Here is a 20,540-nt window from a genome sequence, read left to right as displayed (position 1 = left end):
TCTCCTCAGTGGCGTTGTTTTGATGTAAATAAGCTTATATTCATGACAGCGAGCTGAGTAGTCGCTAAAATAGCTCTCACTGTCTCAAAAATAGGACAATGAAATGACAAGGCCGGATCTCAATGATTTTGCATGGTTTGTGCATGTTGTAGAGGAAGGGGGATTCGCGGCGGCGGGTCGGGCGCTTGATGAACCAAAATCAAAACTGAGCCGACGGATAGCGCAACTCGAAGAGAGGCTGGGGGTACGGCTGATTCAGCGAACCACCCGGCAATTTAACGTGACTGAAGTCGGGCAAACCTTTTACGAACACTGTAAGGCGATGCTGGTGGAGGCGCAGGCGGCACAGGATGCCATTGCCGCGTTACAGGTTGAACCGCGCGGCGTTGTGAAGCTGACTTGTCCTGTCACATTGCTGCATGTGCATATCGGGCCAATGCTTGCCCATTTTATGGCACGTTATCCTGACGTATCAGTACAACTGGAGGCCACTAACCGTCGTGTTGACGTCGTTGGAGAAGGTCTGGATGTGGCGATTCGCGTCAGACCTCGGCCATTTGAGGATAGCGACCTGGTGATGCGCGTCCTGGCGGACAGAGGACATCGCTTGTATGCCAGCCCGCAGTTAATTGAGCAGATGGGGGCGCTACACTCTCCGGCAGAGCTGACCCGTTGGCCAGGTTTGAGTCTGGCCTCTGGTAAACATGTGCATCGTTGGGAGTTATTCGGCCCGCAGGGCGCGCGGGCGGAGGTGCATTTCACGCCGCGTATGATCACCACCGATATGCTGGCGTTACGCGAAGCCGCAGTCGCCGGCGTAGGTGTTGTTCAACTTCCACAGTTGATGGTAAAAGATCAATTAGCTGCGGGTGAGTTGGTGGCGTTGCTCGACGGTTGGGAACCTAAGCGAGAAATTATTCACGCAGTCTTTCCATCACGCAGGGGATTATTACCGTCAGTGCGCGCATTAGTGGATTTCTTAACGGAAGAATATGCGCGGATGATTGAGGATTAAATACCAGGCTTCAGCCCACAAAAAAGGCCGGTTAAACCGACCTTTTATTATCTGGACGCCATTCGGGCGTTAAAAACAATCAGCGACTACGGAAGACAATGCGGCCTTTGCTCAGGTCGTACGGGGTCAGCTCAACAGTCACTTTGTCGCCCGTCAGGATGCGGATATAGTTTTTACGCATTTTACCGGAGATGTGTGCAGTAACCACGTGACCGTTTTCTAACTCTACGCGGAACATGGTATTAGGTAACGTATCGAGAACGGTACCCTGCATTTCAATATTGTCTTCTTTGGCCATCTAATCCTCTGGGGTATCACTACCGTAATTTGAACCGGCAAGATAATGCCGAAGTTCTTTTAATAAGTAAAGATTTGTGCGTTTAAAACACAGCAAATCGGGTTTGGCGCATTACTCTATCCACACACGGCAAAGCCGCACTTAAAGCGCAACGTGTAAGGGAACGAAGAGATAAACGATAGGCGTTGCCTGACGCGAACTGTTCCTTAACGGCGGCGGGGTAATGGGCTAAACCAACTCTGCGCGACAATTATAACACCCCGACAAAAAATGTGCCGAAAACATTCACTCCTGAGGTGAAAATAACATCCTGGGAATCCAGAAATGGCTCGGTAGCCGCTGCTGGCGCAGTCTGCTCAGGTGCTCAAGGTACTCCCGACGCGGTGTTTCGACGGCGCCCAGCGAGGCTGTGTGGCTATTTAATACCTGGCAGTCGATTAATTTTCCGCCCTGACGGATAAATTCAGCGCAAAAAACAAGCAGTGCGGTTTTCGACGCATTTTCCTGACGGCTGAACATCGATTCGCCACAAAACAGCGTACCTTGCGCCACGCCATACATACCGCCCACTAATTCATTTTGTCGCCACACCTCAATTGAGTGGGCATGCCCCAGTTCGTGCAGCCGATGGTAAGCATCCACCACATCATGCGTTATCCAGGTGCCCTCTTCCCGGTCATTCGCGCAGCCTTCAATCACCTGACCAAACGCGTAATTGAGCGTCACGCGATAAGGCGAATTTTTATGAAAGCGTTTCATGCTACGGCTGAGGTGAAATTTCTCGGGCCAAAGAATGGCGCGCGGATCGGGCGACCACCAAAGGATGGGGTCGCCAGGTGAAAACCATGGGAAAATACCGCGCTGATAAGCCATCAGCAGGCGGGCAGGGCTGAGATCGCCGCCAAGCGCCAACAAACCGTTAGGCTCGCGTAAAGCGCCTTCCGGTGACGGGAAGGCTATGGAATGGCGGGACAGTTGCACCAGGCGCATGACAGCGAAACTCCACTACGCGAGTTTGATCGTTCAATAATAGCTTACAGACGTTGCTTAAACTGGTAATAACGCCCCTGCCTGGCTAACAGATCTGCGTGATTACCTTGCTCAATAATTTGTCCGTTGTCCATTACTATTATTTGATCAAAACGTGACAGCCCACGCAGACGATGTGTAACCATTAATACGGTTTTGTTGCGCATGACATCGCTAATTAATTCAAGCATTTGACTTTCCGTTGTGGCATCCAACCCTTCGGTAGGTTCATCCAGTAGCATCAGCGGAGCATCGTGCAATAAGGCGCGGGCGATAGCCAGACGACGGAGCTCGCCGCCAGAAAGCTGACGACCGCCTTCGCCCAGCCATGCGTTGAGTCCATCATCCTCAAGCAGTTTGTCCAGACCGACGCGGCACAACATCGCGGCTAATGCGTCATCGCCGGCGTGCGGTGCCGCCAGCAACAGGTTATCGCGAAGCGTAGCGCTGAACAGATGCACGCGCTGTGGCACGACGCTGATACTCTGGCGCAGCGTGGCTTCACTAAGGGTCGCAATCGGCTGTTCGTTAATCAGGATCTCGCCACTCTGCGGATCCCATGCGCGGGTTAGCAATTGCAATAACGTTGACTTACCACAGCCGGTGCGACCGAGAATCGCAATGTGTTCACCGGGGTTGGCCTGCAGGGAAAGTGTATCGAGCGCCTTTTGCGCCTGTCCTGGATAGCTGAATGACACATCGCGTAGCGTAAGGGTTACCTGCTCTGAAACCGAGGAACCCGCATCCGGGAAGGTCACTTCTGGCTGCTGTTCGGTCAGTTCGGTGATGCGCAGCGCAGAGGCAATAACCTGGCCGAGATGCTGAAACGCGCCGGTGACAGGCGCTAACGCTTCGAACGCGGCTAGTGCACAGAAGACAAACAGCGCGATCAGTGCGCCTGGCTGGGTGTTACCGCCCACGCCGCCTGAGGCCATCCATAGCATCATAATCACTGCCAGCGCGCCGACTAACAGCATGACTGCCTGCGACAACGCCGTTAATTCAGACTGGCGTCTCTGGGCTTCGTGCCACTGCAGCTCGGTGGCTTCCATTTGAGCGCGGTAGCGTTCACTGGCGCCAAAAATGGTCAATTCAGCCTGGCCCTGTAGCCAGGAGGTTAACTGCTGACGATATTGCCCACGCAGATGCGTCAGACTTTGTCCGGTGCTTTTGCCTGCCTGATAAAAGAGTGGGGGCAGAATAAATAAGGTCAGCAGCATAATACCGCCGAGGGTGATAGCCAGCGTGAAATCGAGAACGCTTAGACCCAGCGTGACCACCATGATGACGACAAAAGCCCCCACCAGCGGGGAGATCACGCGCAAGTACAGATGATCGAGCGTGTCGACATCAGCCACCACGCGGTTAAGTAATTCACCCTGTCCATAACGGGACAGGCCCGCAGGGGAGAGCGGCAGCAGTTTGCTGAAGGTATAAATACGCAAATGCTGCAGCACACGGAATGTTGCGTCATGGCTGACCAGTCGTTCGAAATAACGCCCCGCGGTGCGGGTGATCGCTGCGCCGCGTACGCCTGCGGCAGGGAGCATATAGTTAAAGCTGTAAATTCCGGTGACGCCAACCACCGCAGAAGCCGACAGGAACCACCCTGAAAGCGTCAGCAAACCAATACTTGCCAGCAGCGTGACGATCGCCAGAACGATCCCCAGCGTTAACATCCATTTGTGACGTTTATACAGCGTCAGATAAGGTAGCAAAGCGCGCATTTAGATGTCCTCCTGACGATGAGCCAGTAATGTCGCAAAAGCCCCGTTGGCTGAGCTAAGTTCGGTCCAGGTACCTTGTTCAACGATCTGTCCGTCCTGCATCACCCAGATAGCGTCCCAGTCGGCAAGATCTTCCAACTGGTGCGTTACCATCAGCGTGGTCTGGCGGCGAGATGCCGCGTTCAACGCCTGCATCACGCGTTGTTCGCTGTGCGCATCAAGGCTGGCGGCGGGTTCGTCCAGCAGCAGTAACTGACAGGGATTGAGTAAGGCGCGAGCAACGGCAACGCGCTGCGCTTGCCCGACGGAAAGTCGGGCCGCCTGATCGCCGACTGGCGTATCCACGCCCTGCGGCAGCAGCGGTAAAAACTCGCTGACCCAGGCGCTGTCGAGTGCGGCTTGTAGCTGTTCTTCGCTGGCATCGGGGCGAGCCAGCAGAACGTTTTCGCGTAACGTGGCGGCAGGAAGCTGCGGATTTTGCCCGACCCATGACAGTTGTTTACGCCAGGAATCAGGTGACAGGTCGCGAAGTTCAAAGCCGTTAATTCGCAGCGATCCCCGATAAGAGAGGAAACCGGACAGGACATTAAGCAGCGAACTTTTACCGGAACCGCTGCGTCCAACCAGCACTGCGCGTTGACCGGCTGCCAGGGTAAAGTTGAGCGGGCCGGCCAGCACTTTACCTTCCGGCGAAGTGATAATCAGTTCGTGTGCCTCAATTGAAACGGCGTCTTTCGTCGCCAGCTCAATGTCGCCACGCTCTGGATGAGCCAGCGGGGTTTCCATGAAAGTTTTCAGACTATCAGCTGCACCAACGGCTTGCGCTTTGGCGTGATAAAACGTGCCCAGATCGCGCAGGGGCTGGAAAAACTCCGGCGCCAGAATGAGCGCGAGGAAGCCTGCTGCCAGCGTGACGCCTGTCCCGTAGTGGCCGAAATCGAGCTCTCCGAGGTAGGAAAAACCGAAGTAAACCGCCACCAGCGCAATAGACAGAGAGGTAAAGAACTCAAGGACACCAGATGACAGGAAGGCCAGGCGCAGGACTTCCATGGTGCGCTGGCGGAAATCTTGCGACGCAGCGCGGATGCTTTCCGTTTCGGCTTCACCGCGACCAAATATTCTTAGCGTTTCCATGCCCCGTAGACGATCGAGGAAATGACCGCTGAGGCGGGCAAGAGCCTGAAAATTGCGGCGGTTAGCATCGGCAGCGCCCATTCCGACCATTGCCATAAATAACGGGATCAGCGGGGCTGTTCCGAGCAGAATAAGGGCGGCTACCCAGTTTGACGGGAATACCGCCGCCACAATCAATAATGGGACGCATACGGCCAGCGCCATTTGCGGCAGATAACGTGCATAGTAATCATGCATATCGTCAATCTGCTCCAGGATCAGCGTGGCCCAGCTCCCGGCCGGTTTGCCCTGTATCCAGGCCGGACCTGCCTGTTGCAGACGGTCAAGCACCTGGCGGCGAATTTCAAAGCGAATATGTTGCCCTGCGTGAAACCCGACCCGTTCGCGTAACCAGACGACCCATGCCCGCAGGATGAAAATCAATACCAGCACGATGAACGGAAGCAGTAGCGCCTCTCGGGGAATGTTGGCCATGATCATATGGTCCAGAATGCGGGCCATGAGCCAGGCCTGAGCGACGATTAACAGACCACTCACGAACCCCAACAGGCGTGAAATGTTCAGCCATCGTTGGGAAATTACACTTTGCTGTTTTAACCAGCGGGTCAGCTCTTTTTGACGGGTTTTATTCATTGCACGCTTAGCAGGTGAGTTATTGGAATTTTTGGGCAGGGCAATGTTACAACGAGGCAAAAATAAAGGCGACTTATAGTCGCCTTTTTTACTTTTGTTACTGATTTGTAAAACTTATTTGCAAGCGTCCGCCAGACCGTCGAGATAACGTTCTGCATCGAGCGCGGCCATACAGCCTGTGCCCGCAGAGGTGATCGCCTGGCGATAAATATGATCCATTACGTCACCGGCTGCGAAGACCCCCGGAATGCTGGTTTGTGTGGCATTACCGTGAATACCGGACTGAACTTTGATGTAGCCGTTTTCCAGTTCAAGCTGACCGTCGAAAATGGCCGTATTCGGGCTGTGACCGATAGCGACAAACAATCCGGCAACGTCAAGTGACTCCACATTGTCAGTGTTTTGCGTATCGCGCAGGCGCAGCCCGGTTACGCCCATTTGATCACCGGTTACTTCTTCCAGCGTGCGGTGGGTGTGCAGCACGATGTTGCCGTTTTCAACTTTATCCATCAAACGCTTGATGAGAATTTTCTCAGCGCGGAAACTGTCGCGACGGTGAATCAAATGCACTTCAGATGCGATATTCGCCAGATACAGTGCTTCTTCAACCGCAGTGTTGCCACCGCCAATCACCGCAACTTTTTGATTACGGTAGAAGAAACCGTCGCAGGTCGCGCAGGCGGAAACGCCGCGGCCTTTGAACGCTTCTTCTGAAGGCAGGCCCAGGTAACGTGCTGAAGCGCCGGTAGCGATGATCAGTGCGTCACAGGTGTACTCTCCGCTATCGCCGGTCAGACGGAAAGGGCGGTTTTGCAGATCAACTTTGCTGATGTGATCAAAAATGATTTCTGTATCAAATTTGGTCGCATGTTCGTGCATACGCTCCATCAGCAGCGGGCCAGTGAGATCGTGCGGATCGCCAGGCCAGTTTTCCACTTCTGTTGTTGTGGTCAGTTGACCACCTTTTTCCATACCGGTAATCAGTACCGGTTGCAGGTTAGCGCGTGCAGCGTAGACCGCAGCGGTATATCCCGCAGGGCCTGAGCCCAGAATAAGAAGTTTACTGTGTTTGGTTGCGCCCATGAGATCCCCATAGTTGTTGGCAGGCAATGAGCAGGATTGTAGGGAATTTACAGGCGTAAAAAAAGAGTATGGCGATTTTGTTAACAATTTGTGTAATAGCAGAAACCGATGAGCGGGGGAATAAGTCGTAATACTATAACGATTTCTACTAAAAATCGGTCAGTTATAAGGTGATAAAATGACGATTTTCCATCACTGCGAATGAATAACTGGCATGTTGTACTAAAAATCGATGTTTTGCTTTGACAATCACCTGCTGTTTTGCGAAAACAGTCAAGGAAGAAAAAAAATGTGTCATGTATGTGCTGCATAATCATGCATGTAGATACCATGTTTACCGTGTTAGCGAAATCTACGCATGGTGTGGACAGATGCCATTCGTGATGTCGATAGCCGCCGACAGGCAACGGTCTTCTCACCATAAGCCCAGGCATTACAAACCGAAAATCCCTCTGGGTTGCGGTTTATTTTGATGGGTAGCGACTCTGAACAGTGATGTTGGTAGAGTCAGGCAGGAGTAGGGAAGGAATACAGAGAGACAATAATAATGGTAGATAGTAAGAAGCGCCCTGGCAAAGATCTCGACCGTATCGATCGTAACATTCTTAATGAGCTGCAAAAGGATGGGCGTATTTCTAACGTCGAGCTTTCTAAACGTGTGGGACTTTCACCAACGCCCTGCCTTGAGCGTGTGCGTCGGTTGGAAAGACAGGGTTTTATTCAGGGCTATACAGCGCTGTTAAACCCGCATTATCTGGATGCATCACTTCTGGTTTTTGTTGAGATTACTCTGAATCGTGGCGCCCCGGATGTGTTTGAGCAATTTAACTCTGCAGTACAAAAACTTGAAGAAATTCAAGAGTGTCATTTGGTTTCCGGTGATTTCGACTATTTGTTGAAAACACGCGTACCGGATATGTCGGCGTACCGTAAGCTGTTGGGGGAAACCCTGCTGCGTCTGCCTGGCGTGAATGACACACGTACTTATGTCGTAATGGAAGAAGTCAAACAGAGCAATCGTCTGGTAATTAAGACGCGCTAACACGGAACAGGTGCAAAATCGACGCAGTTTGATTACACTCCTGTTAATCCATACAGCAACAGTGCCGGGGCAACCCGGTGCTGTTGTCCGTTTTAGCATCGGGCAGGAAAAGCCTGAAACCTGGAGAGCCGTTTTTGAGCCAGGAATACACTGAAGACAAAGACGTCACATTGACGAAGTTAAGCAGCGGGCGCCGACTCCTGGAAGCGCTACTGATCCTTATTGCCCTTTTTGCCGTCTGGTTGATGGCTGCCTTACTCAGCTTTAACCCTTCGGATCCCAGTTGGTCGCAAACCGCGTGGCACGAACCTATCCATAATCTGGGGGGAATACCCGGAGCATGGCTGGCAGACACACTGTTTTTTATTTTTGGCGTCATGGCCTACACCATTCCCGTCATCATTGTCGGCGGCTGCTGGTTTGCATGGCGACACCAGGCCAGCGACGAATACGTCGATTATTTTGCCGTTTCGCTGCGTATTATTGGCGTTCTGGCGCTGATCCTTACCTCCTGCGGGCTTGCCGCAATCAATGCCGATGACATCTGGTATTTCGCCTCTGGCGGCGTGATCGGCAGCCTGCTCAGCACCACGTTGCAACCATTACTGCACAGTAGCGGCGGTACGCTGACGCTATTGTGCATTTGGGCTGCGGGATTAACGCTGTTTACCGGCTGGTCATGGGTGAGCATTGCGGAAAAACTGGGCGGCTGGTTACTCAATATCCTGACGTTTGCCAGCAACCGTACCCGTCGCGACGATACCTGGGTCGATGACGAAGAATATGAAGATGAAGATGAGTCTTTCGACACCGCTGATGGCAAACCTCATGAATCGCGTCGGGCGCGTATTCTGCGCGGTGCGTTAGCGCGCCGTAAGCGTCTGGCGGAGAAATTTACCAACCCGCTTGGCCGTCATACTGATGCCGCGCTATTTTCCGGCAAACGCATGGATGATGAAGACGAAATTGAATACAGCGCTCGTGGCGTTGTTGCCGATCCTAACGATGTGCTGTTCTCCGGTAATCGTGCGACGCTGCCTGAATATGACGAACTTGATCCGCTGCTGAATGGTCATTCGGTGACAGAGCCAGTTGCCGCCGCAGCGGCAGCGACAACGGCAGCTCAGGCCTGGAGCGCACCGGTTGATCCGCTGCTGCAAACATCGCCAGTGACCAATACCGTTATGGAACAACCGGCCCCAGCCGTAGCCTGGCAAGCCGTGCCTGGTTTGCAAACCGGTGATGCGGTGATTGCGCCAGCGCCTGAGGGTTACCCTCAGCCAGCCCACTACGCTCAGCCACCGGTGCAGCAGCAGTATGAACCATGGCAGCAGCCGGTTGTGGAAGAAAGTCCGCAGCCGCAGGGATTTACCGCGGAGCACAACTGGCAGCCGGAACCTGCATATCAGCCGGAGCCCGTGCAGCAGCCTGTTTATCAGCCGGAATCAACCTTTCAACAAAACGCCGCGTTCCAGCAGCCTGCGGTTGAACAACCGCCTGTAGTGGAACCTGAGCCGGTAGTTGAAGAGGTTAAACCGACTCGTCCGCCACTCTACTATTTTGAAGAAGTTGAAGAGAAACGTGCACGTGAGCGCGAGCAACTGGCCGCCTGGTATCAGCCGATTCCAGAGCCTGCTCAGGAGCCTGAACGTGTTAAGCCGTCTATGCCGACGGCAGCATCCATACCGCCCGTTGAGTCAGTGGCTGCCGTTGCGCCGCTGGCCGCCGGGGTGAAAAACGCCGCTTTAGGGGCGGGTGCGGCTGCCGCAACACCTGTCTTTAGTCTTGCGGGTAGCGGTGCACCGCGTCCACAGGTGAAAGAGGGGATTGGTCCGCAGTTACCGCGTCCGAATCGTGTGCGCGTACCTACTCGTCGGGAGCTGGCGTCGTATGGCATAAAACTGCCGTCACAACGTATGGCTGAAGAGAAAGCGCGCGAAGAGCATCTTGATACAGATGCGTACAGTGACGAAGAAATTGACGCAATGCAGCAAGATGAGCTGGCGCGTCAGTTCGCCCAGTCGCAGCAGCACCGCTACGGCGACGAGTATCAGGATGATGCCAGTCAGACTGATGATGATTCAGCCGCAGAAGCAGAACTGGCACGCCAGTTTGCCTCTTCCCAGCAGCAGCGCTATTCCGGTGAACAGCCTGCCGGAGCGAATCCGTTCTCGCTTGATGACTTTGAATTTTCGCCAATGAAAACGCTGGTGGATGATGGTCCGCATGAGCCGCTATTTACTCCAGGCGTAATGCCGGAGCCTGCGCCGCAGTACCAGCAGCCTGTCACACCGCAGCAGCATTACCAGCAGCCAGCGCAGCCTGTCGCACCACAGCAGCATTATCAGCAACCAGCGCAGCCTGTCGCAGCGCAGCAGCATTACCAGCAGCCAGCGCAGCCAGTCGCACCACAGCAGCATTATCAGCAGCCAGCGCAGCCAGTCGCACCGCAGCAGCATTATCAGCAGCCGGCGCAGCCTGTTACACCATCGCCGCAGGATAGTCTGATCCATCCGCTCCTGATGCGTAATGGCGACAGTCGTCCGGCGCACCGTCCAAGTACGCCGCTGCCATCGTTGGATCTGCTCACGCCGCCGCCGAGTGAGGTTGAGCCGATAGATACTTTTGCTCTGGAGCAAATGGCTCGTCTGGTGGAGGCTCGTCTGGCGGACTTCCGCATTAAAGCCGATGTGGTGAACTACTCTCCTGGTCCGGTTATTACTCGCTTTGAGCTTAATCTTGCTCCTGGAGTTAAAGCGGCGCGTATTTCCAACCTGTCGCGAGATCTGGCGCGTTCATTATCGACCGCAGCGGTACGCGTGGTCGAGGTAATTCCGGGCAAACCGTATGTCGGGCTGGAGTTACCCAACAAAAAACGTCAAACCGTTTATCTGCGCGAAGTGTTGGATAACGCCAAATTCCGTGATAACTCATCTCCGCTGACCGTGGTACTGGGTAAAGATATTGCGGGCGAACCCGTGGTTGCCGATCTGGCGAAAATGCCGCACCTGCTGGTGGCAGGGACAACCGGTTCCGGTAAGTCGGTTGGGGTGAACGCCATGATCCTCAGCATGTTATACAAGGCGCAGCCGGAAGACGTTCGCTTTATCATGATTGACCCGAAAATGCTGGAACTGTCGGTTTATGAAGGCATTCCGCATTTGCTGACTGAAGTTGTGACCGACATGAAAGATGCTGCCAATGCCCTGCGCTGGAGCGTCAATGAAATGGAACGTCGCTACAAGCTGATGTCGGCGCTTGGCGTGCGTAACCTTGCCGGTTATAACGAAAAAATTGCTGAAGCCGCCCGTATGGGGCGTCCGATTCCGGACCCGTACTGGAAGCCGGGCGACAGTATGGATGTTCAGCATCCGGTGCTGGAAAAACTGCCGTATATCGTTGTACTGGTGGATGAATTCGCCGACCTGATGATGACCGTGGGTAAAAAGGTGGAAGAACTGATTGCTCGTCTGGCGCAAAAAGCGCGTGCGGCGGGGATCCACCTGGTGCTGGCGACCCAGCGACCGTCGGTTGACGTTATCACTGGTCTGATTAAAGCGAACATCCCAACGCGTATCGCCTTTACTGTGTCCAGTAAAATTGACTCGCGTACCATCCTTGACCAGGGCGGCGCGGAATCGCTGTTGGGTATGGGTGACATGCTGTATTCCGCACCAAACTCAACGATCCCTGTGCGTGTACACGGCGCCTTTGTACGTGATGAAGAAGTTCACGCTGTGGTTCAGGACTGGAAAGCGCGCGGTCGTCCACAATACGTTGACGGCATAACGTCTGACAGCGAAAGCGAAGGCGGCGGTGGCGGCTTTGATGGTGGCGAAGAGTTGGATCCGCTGTTCGATCAGGCGGTAAACTTTGTTACCCAGAAACGCAAAGCCTCAATCTCCGGCGTCCAGCGTCAGTTCCGTATCGGTTACAACCGAGCGGCGCGCATCATCGAACAGATGGAAGCGCAGGGAATTGTCAGCGAGCAAGGGCATAATGGTAATCGTGAAGTGCTGGCTCCACCGCCCTTCGAATGATTGCAAAGTTAAGTAATTCAGTATTTTCTACTTTCCTCATGCTGATTTTTGGCCTGAAATGGATAGCAGAGGGATCTCCCCGTTGGGAGTGACGTATTTTGAGGAATAACAATGAAAAGAATCGCAATCACCTGTGCATTATTGTCGAGCTTTGTGGTGAGCAGCGTCTGGGCAGATGCTGCCAGCGACCTGAAAAGCCGCCTGGATAAAGTCAGTAGCTTCCATGCCAGCTTTACTCAGAAGGTCACGGACGGTAGCGGTGCGGCGGTGCAGGAAGGTCAGGGTGACTTATGGGTTAAACGTCCTAATCTGTTTAACTGGCATATGACGCAGCCTGACGAGAGCATCCTGGTTTCCGATGGTAAAACGCTGTGGTTCTTTAACCCGTTTGTTGAGCAGGCGACGGCGACATGGCTGAAAGACGCCACGGGCAACACGCCGTTCATGCTGATTGCACGTAACCAGGCCAGCGACTGGCAGCAGTACAATATTAAGCAAAATGGCGATGATTTCGTGCTGACGCCAAAAACCAGCAGCGGTAACCTTAAACAGTTTACTATCAATGTTGGGCGTGACGGGACGATCCACCAGTTCAGCGCCGTTGAACAAGACGATCAGCGCAGCAGCTATCAGCTGAAATCTCAGCAGAATGGTGCGATTGAACCCTCTAAATTCACCTTTACCCCGCCGCAAGGTGTAACGGTTGACGATCAACGTAAGTAGAGGCGTGTGAGTGAGCAATCTGTCGCTCGACTTTTCTGATAATACTTTTCAGCCGCTGGCCGCGCGTATGCGGCCAGAAAATTTAGCGCAGTATATCGGCCAGCAGCATCTGCTGGCTGCGGGCAAACCCTTGCCGCGCGCTATCGAGGCCGGGCATCTGCACTCCATGATTTTATGGGGACCGCCGGGGACCGGGAAAACGACGCTTGCCGAAGTTATTGCCCGTTACGCCAACGCCGATGTCGAACGAATTTCGGCAGTTACGTCTGGCGTTAAAGAAATTCGTGAAGCGATTGAGCGTGCGCGTCAGAACCGTAACGCGGGTCGACGCACGATCCTGTTCGTGGACGAAGTTCACCGTTTTAATAAAAGCCAACAGGATGCGTTTTTACCGCATATTGAAGACGGTACCATTACGTTTATTGGCGCCACCACTGAAAACCCCTCGTTTGAGCTCAATTCGGCGCTGTTGTCGCGTGCACGCGTTTATCTACTGAAATCGTTAACTTCCGACGACATTGAACAGGTGCTGGACCAGGCGATGTCAGACAAAGCGCGTGGTTATGGCGGCCAGGATATTGTTCTGCCGCCAGAAACGCGTCGGGCTATTGCCGAACTGGTTAATGGTGACGCGCGGCGGGCGCTGAATACGCTGGAAATGATGGCCGATATGGCCGAAGTTGATGATTCCGGCAAGCGCGTATTGAAACCAGAATTGCTCACCGAAATTGCCGGTGAACGTAGTGCGCGTTTCGATAATAAAGGCGATCGTTTTTACGATCTCATCTCCGCATTACACAAGTCGGTACGTGGAAGCGCCCCAGATGCGGCGCTTTATTGGTATGCGCGAATTATTACCGCTGGTGGCGATCCGCTGTATGTTGCCCGTCGCTGTCTGGCGATTGCCTCAGAAGATGTCGGCAATGCCGATCCCCGCGCCATGCAGGTGGCGATTTCCGCATGGGACTGTTTTACCCGCGTGGGACCCGCGGAAGGCGAACGCGCGATTGCTCAGGCGATTGTTTATCTGGCCTGTGCGCCGAAGAGTAATGCGGTTTACACCGCCTTCAAAGCCGCGCTGTCTGATGCCCGCGAACGTCCGGATTACGACGTGCCGGTTCACCTGCGCAATGCGCCGACTAAGCTGATGAAAGAGATGGGCTACGGTCAGGAGTATCGTTATGCCCATGATGAGCCTAATGCCTATGCCGCCGGAGAAGAGTACTTCCCGCAGGAAATGGCACAAACGCGCTATTATCGGCCCACAAACAGAGGTCTTGAAGGCAAGATTGGCGAAAAGCTCGCCTGGCTCGCCGGACAGGATCAAAATAGCCCTATAAAACGCTACCGTTAGTGTTATCGTTGCGGTAATGTTGTCTCTGTATCCCTGTGACCGCAGGCTGTGGTCACTTTCTCCTATTTTAATTCGATAAGCACAGGATAAGCATGCTCGATCCCAATCTGCTGCGTAATGAGCCAGACGCAGTCGCAGAAAAACTGGCAAGCCGGGGCTTTAAGCTGGATGTAGATAAGCTGCGCGCTCTTGAAGAGCGTCGTAAAGTTCTGCAGGTACAAACTGAAAACCTGCAGGCAGAGCGTAACTCGCGATCGAAATCCATCGGCCAGGCAAAAGCGCGCGGGGAAGATATCGAGTCTTTACGTCTGGAAGTGAACAAACTGGGCGAAGAGCTGGATGCCGCGAAAGCTGAACTTGATACCTTACAGGCCGAGATCCGCGACATTGCGCTGACCATTCCTAACCTGCCAGCGGACGACGTTCCGGTGGGTAAAGATGAAAATGACAACGTCGAAGTCAGCCGCTGGGGTACTCCGCGTGAGTTTGATTTCGAAGTGCGCGATCACGTTACCCTGGGTGAAATGCACACGGGTTTAGATTTCGCCGCGGCGGTTAAGCTGACCGGCTCTCGTTTTGTTGTTATGAAAGGGCAGATTGCGCGTATGCACCGTGCGCTGTCTCAGTTCATGCTGGATCTGCATACCGAACAGCATGGCTATAGCGAAAACTACGTCCCGTATCTGGTTAACCACGACACGCTGTACGGTACAGGCCAACTGCCGAAATTCGCTGGCGATCTATTCCATACCCGTCCGCTGGATGAAGAAGCTGATAGCAGCAACTATGCGCTGATCCCAACAGCAGAAGTTCCGCTGACCAACCTGGTGCGCGACGAAATCATCGATGAAGATGCGCTGCCGATCAAAATGACTGCGCATACGCCGTGCTTCCGTTCTGAAGCAGGTTCTTACGGTCGTGACACGCGTGGTCTGATCCGTATGCACCAGTTCGATAAAGTTGAGATGGTGCAGATTGTTCGCCCGGAAGAGTCGATGGACGCGCTGGAAGAGATGACCGGCCATGCCGAGAAGGTCCTGCAACTGCTGGGTCTGCCGTATCGCAAAATCATCCTGTGCACTGGCGACATGGGCTTCGGCGCATGCAAAACTTATGATCTTGAAGTGTGGATCCCGGCGCAGAACACCTATCGCGAAATCTCCTCTTGCTCCAACGTGTGGGATTTCCAGGCTCGTCGTATGCAGGCGCGTTGCCGCAGCAAATCCGACAAAAAGACCCGTTTAGTGCATACTCTGAACGGTTCCGGTCTGGCGGTTGGGCGTACGCTGGTTGCGGTAATGGAAAACTATCAGCAGGCTGATGGCCGCATTCAGGTTCCGGAAGTATTACGTCCGTACATGAATGGCCTCGAATTCATCGGCTAAGCTACCTTTCTCTGCTAAAAAAGCGCCTCAGGGCGCTTTTTTTATGCCCGTTTGACGTCGGACAATAACGACTACTCCCATAGGGGTAATACTGACTTCGAATGAAAGTCAGTATTTTTCTCTGTCTTTTAGCAAATTCAGTTTCTACCAGCCCGTATATCGATATTAACGTTATATAAAAAACTACACATCGAATATTTGTATTTTGTTTATTGTGAGCAGCAGAGTGAGCCACTATGAAAACTAAGATCCCCGATGCCGTGCTGGCAGCTGAGGTTACTCGCCGCGGTTTGGTGAAAACGACGGCGATAGGCGGACTGGCGGTGGCCAGTAGCGCGTTTACCCTGCCATTTACCCGTATTGCAAATGCTGCAGAAGCCCTTAATCCGACACCGATTAATGAGAAAGTGATCTGGAGCGCGTGTACGGTGAACTGCGGCAGCCGCTGCCCGCTGCGTATGCATGTGGTCGACGGTGAAATAAAGTATGTCGAAACCGACAACACCGGCGATGACAACTATGACGGTCTGCACCAGGTACGCGCCTGTCTGCGTGGTCGTTCCATGCGTCGCCGAGTCTATAATCCCGATCGTCTGAAATACCCGATGAAACGCGTTGGTAAGCGTGGCGAAGGAAAATTTGAGCGCATCAGTTGGGATGAAGCCTACGACATCATTGCCAGCAATATGCAGCGTCTTATCAAAGACTACGGCAATGAGTCTATCTACCTGAACTACGGTACCGGTACGCTGGGTGGCACTATGACGCGCTCGTGGCCGCCGGGTAAAACGCTGGTGGCACGGTTGATGAACTGCTGCGGCGGCTATCTTAATCACTACGGTGACTACTCTTCAGCGCAAATCGCTGCCGGGTTGAACTATACCTACGGCGGCTGGGCTGACGGTAACAGCCCGTCCGATATTGAAAACAGCAAGCTGGTGGTTCTGTTCGGTAATAACCCTGGTGAAACCCGTATGAGCGGGGGTGGGGTAACCTATTACCTTGAACAGGCGCGACAGAAATCCAATGCCCGCATGATCATTATCGATCCCCGTTATACGGATACCGGTGCGGGGCGTGAAGATGAATGGATCCCGATCCGTCCTGGTACTGATGCGGCGCTGGTCAATGGTCTGGCGTATGTCCTGATCACCGAAAACATGGTTGACCAACCGTTCCTCGACAAATACTGCGTGGGTTACGACGAGAAAACCTTACCGGCCGACGCACCGAAGAACGGTCACTATAAGGCGTATATTCTTGGGCAGGGTAAGGATGGCATTGCCAAGACCCCGGAGTGGGCGGCGCAGATTACCGGTATTCCCGCTGAACGTATCGTCAAACTGGCGCGTGAAATAGGTAGCGCTAAACCGGCATACATCAGCCAGGGGTGGGGGCCGCAGCGTCATGCTAACGGTGAAATAGCGACCCGCGCCATTTCTATGCTCGCTATCCTGACCGGTAACGTTGGGATCAACGGCGGCAACAGCGGGGCGCGTGAGGGCTCATACAGTTTGCCGTTCGAGCGTATGCCAACGCTGGAAAACCCTGTTGAAACCAGCATCTCGATGTTCATGTGGACGGACGCGATTGAGCGAGGCCCGGAGATGACGGCCCTGCGTGACGGCGTACGCGGCAAAGACAAGCTCGATGTTCCTATTAAGATGATCTGGAACTATGCCGGTAACTGTCTGATTAACCAACACTCTGATATTAATCGCACGCATGAAATCCTCCAGGACGAGAAGAAGTGCGAGATGATCGTCGTCATCGACTGTCATATGACTTCTTCGGCGAAATACGCAGACATTTTGCTGCCGGACTGCACTGCCTCCGAACAGATGGATTTCGCGTTGGATGCCTCATGCGGGAACATGTCCTATGTTATTTTCACCGATCAGGCGATCAAACCACGCTTCGAATGCAAGACTATCTACCAGATGACCAGCGAGCTGGCGAAGCGCCTTGGCGTCGAGCAGCAGTTTACAGAAGGTCGTACTCAGGAAGAGTGGATGCGCCATCTGTATGAGCAGTCGCGCAAAGCGATTCCTGAACTGCCTACGTTTGAAGAATTCCGTCAGCAAGGGATCTTTAAACAGCGCGATCCGCAAGGACATCATGTGGCGTACAAGGCATTCCGTGAGGATCCTAAAGCCAATCCGCTGACCACGCCGTCAGGTAAGATCGAAATTTATTCGCAGCAGCTTGCCGAGATCGCGGCAACCTGGGAACTGCCGGAAGGTGATGTAATCGATCCGCTACCGATTTATACCCCAGGCTTTGAAAGCTTAAACGATCCGCTGGTGGAGAAATTCCCTTTGCAGCTGACCGGCTTCCACTATAAGTCTCGCGTTCACTCGACCTATGGCAACGTGGACGTCCTGAAAGCATCCTGCCGCCAGGAAATGTGGATCAACCCGATGGATGCGCAGCGACGCGGTATTAACAACGGCGACAAGGTACGTATCTTTAACGATCGTGGTGAAGTGCATATTGAGGCGAAAGTGACGCCACGTATGATGCCCGGCGTGGTGGCATTGGGCGAAGGGGCCTGGTATGACCCGGATGCAAAACGCGTGGATCAGGGCGGTTGTATTAACGTCCTGACGACCCAGCGTCCGTCTCCTCTCGCAAAGGGGAATCCGTCACACACGAACCTTGTCCAGGTTGAAAAGGCGTAAGGAGTAACCGATGACAACCCAGTATGGATTTTTTATTGATTCCAGCCGTTGCACCGGTTGCAAAACCTGCGAACTGGCCTGCAAAGATTTCAAAAATTTAACCCCGGAAGTCAGCTTCCGCCGCATTTATGAATACGCAGGCGGCGACTGGCAGGAGGACAACGGCGTCTGGCATCAGAACGTCTTTGCTTATTACCTCTCCATTGCGTGTAACCACTGTGAAGATCCGGCCTGTACCAAGGTTTGTCCGAGTGGTGCGATGCACAAACGTGAAGATGGTTTTGTCGTTGTCGACGAAGATGTTTGCATTGGCTGCCGGTATTGCCACATGGCCTGTCCTTACGGCGCGCCACAGTACAATGCTGAAAAAGGTCATATGACTAAATGTGATGGCTGCCATGAGCGCGTCGCTGAAGGCAAGAAACCTATCTGCGTGGAGTCCTGCCCACTGCGTGCGCTGGATTTTGGTCCGATTGAAGAGCTGCGCAAAAAACATGGTACTTTGGCTGCGGTAGCGCCACTGCCGGGCGCGCACTTTACCAAACCAAGTATTGTCATCAAACCTAACGCCAATAGCCGCCCGACCGGGGATACTACAGGTTATCTGGCCAATCCGAAGGAGGTGTAAGATGGGAAGTGGATGGCATGAATGGCCGCTGATGATCTTCACTGTCTTCGGACAGTGTGTAGTTGGTGGCTTTATCGTTCTGGCGCTGGCATTGATGAAAGGGGACTTACGCCCTGAATCGCAGCAGCGCGTGATTGCCTGCATGCTCGGGCTGTGGGTATTAATGGGCATTGGCTTTATTGCTTCCATGCTCCACCTGGGCTCACCGATGCGCGCCTTTAACTCACTCAATCGTATAGGGTCTTCTGCGTTGAGTAATGAAATTGCCAGCGGCTCAATTTTCTTTGCCGTTGGCGGCATCGGCTGGCTGCTGGCAACGCTGAAAAAAATGTCGCCCGTATTACGCAATCTGTGGTTAGTTGTCACCATGGTACTGGGCGTGATTTTTGTCTGGATGATGGTGCGCGTGTATAACACCATCGATACCGTGCCGACCTGGTACAGCATCTGGACGCCGCTGGGCTTCTTCCTGACGATGTTTATGGGCGGTCCGCTGCTGGGATATCTGTTGCTGAGAATTGCTGGCGTGGACGGTTGGGCGATGCGCCTGTTGCCGGCTATTTCAGTGCTTGCTCTGGTCGTGAGCGCCATCATGTCTGTAATGCAGGGGGCTGAACTGGCGACGATCCACAGTTCCATTCAACAGGCGTCTGCGCTGGTTCCAGATTACGGCTCGCTGATGGCGTGGCGGATTGTCGCTCTGGCATTAGCGCTGTGCTGTTGGATTGTACCGCAAGTGAAAGGCTACCAGCCTGCAGTTCCGCTGCTTTCCGTCGCGTTTATTCTGCTGTTAGTCGGCGAGTTGATTGGTCGTGGCGTGTTCTACGGGCTGCATATGACCGTCGGTATGGCGGTTGCCAGCTAAATGACAAACCGGGGCATAGCCCCGGTTTTTTACTTCTGTTTAGTTAACGTGTCGTAGCTGGTCATCAGATTGCGATAATCAGGAATGTGATTAGAGAACAGCGTCGCCAGACCTTCGATATCGTTGCGCCAGTCGCGATGCAACTCACATGCGACACCAAACCACGTCATCAGTTGAGCACCGGCCTGGGACATCCGATCCCATGCTGAATGGCGAGTAATTTCATTAAACGTACCCGACGCATCGGTTACGACAAAGACATCAAAACCTTCTTCAATAGCCGAGAGCGCAGGGAAAGCAACGCAAACTTCCGTCACGACACCGGCAATAATCAGCTGTTTTTTACCGGTCGCTTTCACTGCTTTCACGAAATCTTCGTTATCCCACGCGTTAATGTTTCCGGGGCGAGCAATATAAGGCGCATCGGGAAATTGAGCTTTCAGTTCCGGTACCAGTGGCCCGTTTGGTCCTGTCTCGAAACTGGTTGTCAGAATGGTTGGGAGTTTGAAGTATTTTGCTAAGTCGCCGAGGGCAAGCACGTTGTTTTTAAATTTATCGGGATCGATATCCCGAACCAGAGAGAGCAGGCCAGCCTGATGGTCGACCAGCAGTACTGCCGCATTATCTTTATCAAGTCTTACGTAAGGTTTAGTCATGATATTTCTCCTGTTCAGCATCAGTGGGGGAAATTTGATGAGTTTAAGTCTACAGAAAGAACGATATATGGATTAGATACCTAAATAAGAACTCACTGTTCTATTTTGAAGACAATGCAGATCTGCATCCCGCATAGAGTTTAGTAAGAAATAAAAGTAAGGGGAGTCCATGAAATTTTTCGACTGAACGCAACGCGAGATTTTTGTTTTAGATCAATAAAAACAAGCAGATGTGTTTTTGTGTTTT

Annotated in this window: 15 protein-coding genes; 9 read left to right on the top strand and 6 right to left on the bottom strand. The window is 53.3% G+C overall.

Annotated features, from left to right (window positions below; genetic code table 11):
- Positions 1 to 103 precede the first annotated feature (103 nt).
- A complete protein-coding gene (locus GFC06_RS19830; RefSeq protein ID WP_153690559.1) occupies positions 104 to 1,015 on the top strand; it encodes a LysR family transcriptional regulator in 912 nt (303 codons plus the stop codon).
- A gap of 79 nt (positions 1,016 to 1,094) precedes the next feature.
- Here the strand turns inward: GFC06_RS19830 and infA are convergent, their stop codons facing one another.
- The 5 genes from infA to trxB all read right to left on the bottom strand — a co-directional run bounded on the left by infA (position 1,095) and on the right by trxB (position 6,919).
- Entirely contained in the window at positions 1,095 to 1,313 is a 219-nt protein-coding gene (infA, locus tag GFC06_RS19825) for a translation initiation factor IF-1 (protein WP_002211347.1), read from the bottom strand.
- 285 nt (positions 1,314 to 1,598) lie between these two features.
- Positions 1,599 to 2,303 (bottom strand): leucyl/phenylalanyl-tRNA--protein transferase, encoded by a 705-nt coding sequence (gene aat / locus GFC06_RS19815; RefSeq protein ID WP_046274664.1) that lies wholly within the window; start codon positions 2,301 to 2,303, stop codon positions 1,599 to 1,601.
- Positions 2,304 to 2,347: 44 nt separating this feature from the next.
- Positions 2,348 to 4,069: a heme ABC transporter ATP-binding protein/permease CydC gene (cydC, locus tag GFC06_RS19810; protein WP_019076386.1), complete on the bottom strand. Its 1,722-nt coding sequence runs from the start codon at positions 4,067 to 4,069 to the stop codon at positions 2,348 to 2,350.
- Positions 4,070 to 5,836 carry a heme ABC transporter permease/ATP-binding protein CydD gene (cydD, locus tag GFC06_RS19805; protein WP_103766088.1) on the bottom strand — a complete coding sequence of 589 codons (1,767 nt, stop codon included), beginning with the start codon at positions 5,834 to 5,836 and terminating at the stop codon, positions 4,070 to 4,072.
- Between the two features lie 114 nt (positions 5,837 to 5,950).
- The gene (trxB, locus tag GFC06_RS19800; RefSeq protein WP_016152427.1) at positions 5,951 to 6,919 is read right to left on the bottom strand and encodes a thioredoxin-disulfide reductase; all 969 of its coding nucleotides are present in this window, start codon (positions 6,917 to 6,919) and stop codon (positions 5,951 to 5,953) included.
- A gap of 547 nt (positions 6,920 to 7,466) precedes the next feature.
- Between trxB and lrp the strand changes: the two genes are divergently transcribed.
- From lrp to GFC06_RS19760, 8 genes are all read left to right on the top strand, one after another.
- Complete coding sequence (gene lrp / locus GFC06_RS19795; RefSeq protein WP_002439523.1) at positions 7,467 to 7,961, top strand: leucine-responsive transcriptional regulator Lrp; 495 nt, start codon at positions 7,467 to 7,469, stop codon at positions 7,959 to 7,961.
- Between the two features lie 134 nt (positions 7,962 to 8,095).
- Positions 8,096 to 12,001, top strand: a complete 3,906-nt coding sequence (gene ftsK / locus GFC06_RS19790; RefSeq protein WP_153690558.1) for a DNA translocase FtsK — start codon at positions 8,096 to 8,098, stop codon at positions 11,999 to 12,001.
- 111 nt (positions 12,002 to 12,112) lie between these two features.
- On the top strand, positions 12,113 to 12,724 hold the full coding sequence (gene lolA / locus GFC06_RS19785; protein WP_003831898.1) for an outer membrane lipoprotein chaperone LolA: 612 nt from the start codon (positions 12,113 to 12,115) through the stop codon (positions 12,722 to 12,724).
- 10 nt (positions 12,725 to 12,734) lie between these two features.
- Positions 12,735 to 14,078: a replication-associated recombination protein RarA gene (rarA, locus tag GFC06_RS19780; protein ID WP_016152429.1), complete on the top strand. Its 1,344-nt coding sequence runs from the start codon at positions 12,735 to 12,737 to the stop codon at positions 14,076 to 14,078.
- Between the two features lie 92 nt (positions 14,079 to 14,170).
- Positions 14,171 to 15,463, top strand: coding sequence for a serine--tRNA ligase (serS, locus tag GFC06_RS19775; RefSeq protein ID WP_049043013.1), 1,293 nt, complete (start codon positions 14,171 to 14,173; stop codon positions 15,461 to 15,463).
- 236 nt (positions 15,464 to 15,699) lie between these two features.
- On the top strand, positions 15,700 to 18,144 hold the full coding sequence (gene dmsA / locus GFC06_RS19770) for a dimethylsulfoxide reductase subunit A (protein WP_019076391.1): 2,445 nt from the start codon (positions 15,700 to 15,702) through the stop codon (positions 18,142 to 18,144).
- A gap of 10 nt (positions 18,145 to 18,154) precedes the next feature.
- Positions 18,155 to 18,772 (top strand): DMSO/selenate family reductase complex B subunit, encoded by a 618-nt coding sequence (locus GFC06_RS19765; RefSeq protein ID WP_003035741.1) that lies wholly within the window; start codon positions 18,155 to 18,157, stop codon positions 18,770 to 18,772.
- Position 18,773: 1 nt separating this feature from the next.
- Complete coding sequence (locus tag GFC06_RS19760; RefSeq protein ID WP_153690557.1) at positions 18,774 to 19,637, top strand: dimethyl sulfoxide reductase anchor subunit family protein; 864 nt, start codon at positions 18,774 to 18,776, stop codon at positions 19,635 to 19,637.
- Between the two features lie 29 nt (positions 19,638 to 19,666).
- Here the strand turns inward: GFC06_RS19760 and ycaC are convergent, their stop codons facing one another.
- Positions 19,667 to 20,293, bottom strand: a complete 627-nt coding sequence (ycaC, locus tag GFC06_RS19755; RefSeq protein ID WP_016152433.1) for an isochorismate family cysteine hydrolase YcaC — start codon at positions 20,291 to 20,293, stop codon at positions 19,667 to 19,669.
- Positions 20,294 to 20,540: the final 247 nt, after the last annotated feature.

This window comes from Citrobacter braakii, from assembly GCF_009648935.1.
Classification (GTDB): Bacteria; Pseudomonadota; Gammaproteobacteria; order Enterobacterales; family Enterobacteriaceae; genus Citrobacter; species Citrobacter braakii.
Note: the sequence above shows the minus strand (reverse complement) of the source record. Positions and strands in the feature narration are given on the sequence as shown.

Bases quoted from the DNA above. Each gene is read 5' to 3' on its own strand.
- GFC06_RS19830 (WP_153690559.1), top strand. From the start codon at position 104: ATGACAAGGCCGGATCTCAATGATTTTGCATGGTTTGTGCATGTTGTA.
- infA (WP_002211347.1), bottom strand. From the start codon at position 1,313: ATGGCCAAAGAAGACAATATTGAAATGCAGGGTACCGTTCTCGATACG.
- aat (WP_046274664.1), bottom strand. From the start codon at position 2,303: ATGCGCCTGGTGCAACTGTCCCGCCATTCCATAGCCTTCCCGTCACCG.
- cydC (WP_019076386.1), bottom strand. From the start codon at position 4,069: ATGCGCGCTTTGCTACCTTATCTGACGCTGTATAAACGTCACAAATGG.
- cydD (WP_103766088.1), bottom strand. From the start codon at position 5,836: ATGAATAAAACCCGTCAAAAAGAGCTGACCCGCTGGTTAAAACAGCAA.
- trxB (WP_016152427.1), bottom strand. From the start codon at position 6,919: ATGGGCGCAACCAAACACAGTAAACTTCTTATTCTGGGCTCAGGCCCT.
- lrp (WP_002439523.1), top strand. From the start codon at position 7,467: ATGGTAGATAGTAAGAAGCGCCCTGGCAAAGATCTCGACCGTATCGAT.
- lolA (WP_003831898.1), top strand. From the start codon at position 12,113: ATGAAAAGAATCGCAATCACCTGTGCATTATTGTCGAGCTTTGTGGTG.
- serS (WP_049043013.1), top strand. From the start codon at position 14,171: ATGCTCGATCCCAATCTGCTGCGTAATGAGCCAGACGCAGTCGCAGAA.
- dmsA (WP_019076391.1), top strand. From the start codon at position 15,700: ATGAAAACTAAGATCCCCGATGCCGTGCTGGCAGCTGAGGTTACTCGC.
- GFC06_RS19765 (WP_003035741.1), top strand. From the start codon at position 18,155: ATGACAACCCAGTATGGATTTTTTATTGATTCCAGCCGTTGCACCGGT.
- GFC06_RS19760 (WP_153690557.1), top strand. From the start codon at position 18,774: ATGGGAAGTGGATGGCATGAATGGCCGCTGATGATCTTCACTGTCTTC.
- ycaC (WP_016152433.1), bottom strand. From the start codon at position 20,293: ATGACTAAACCTTACGTAAGACTTGATAAAGATAATGCGGCAGTACTG.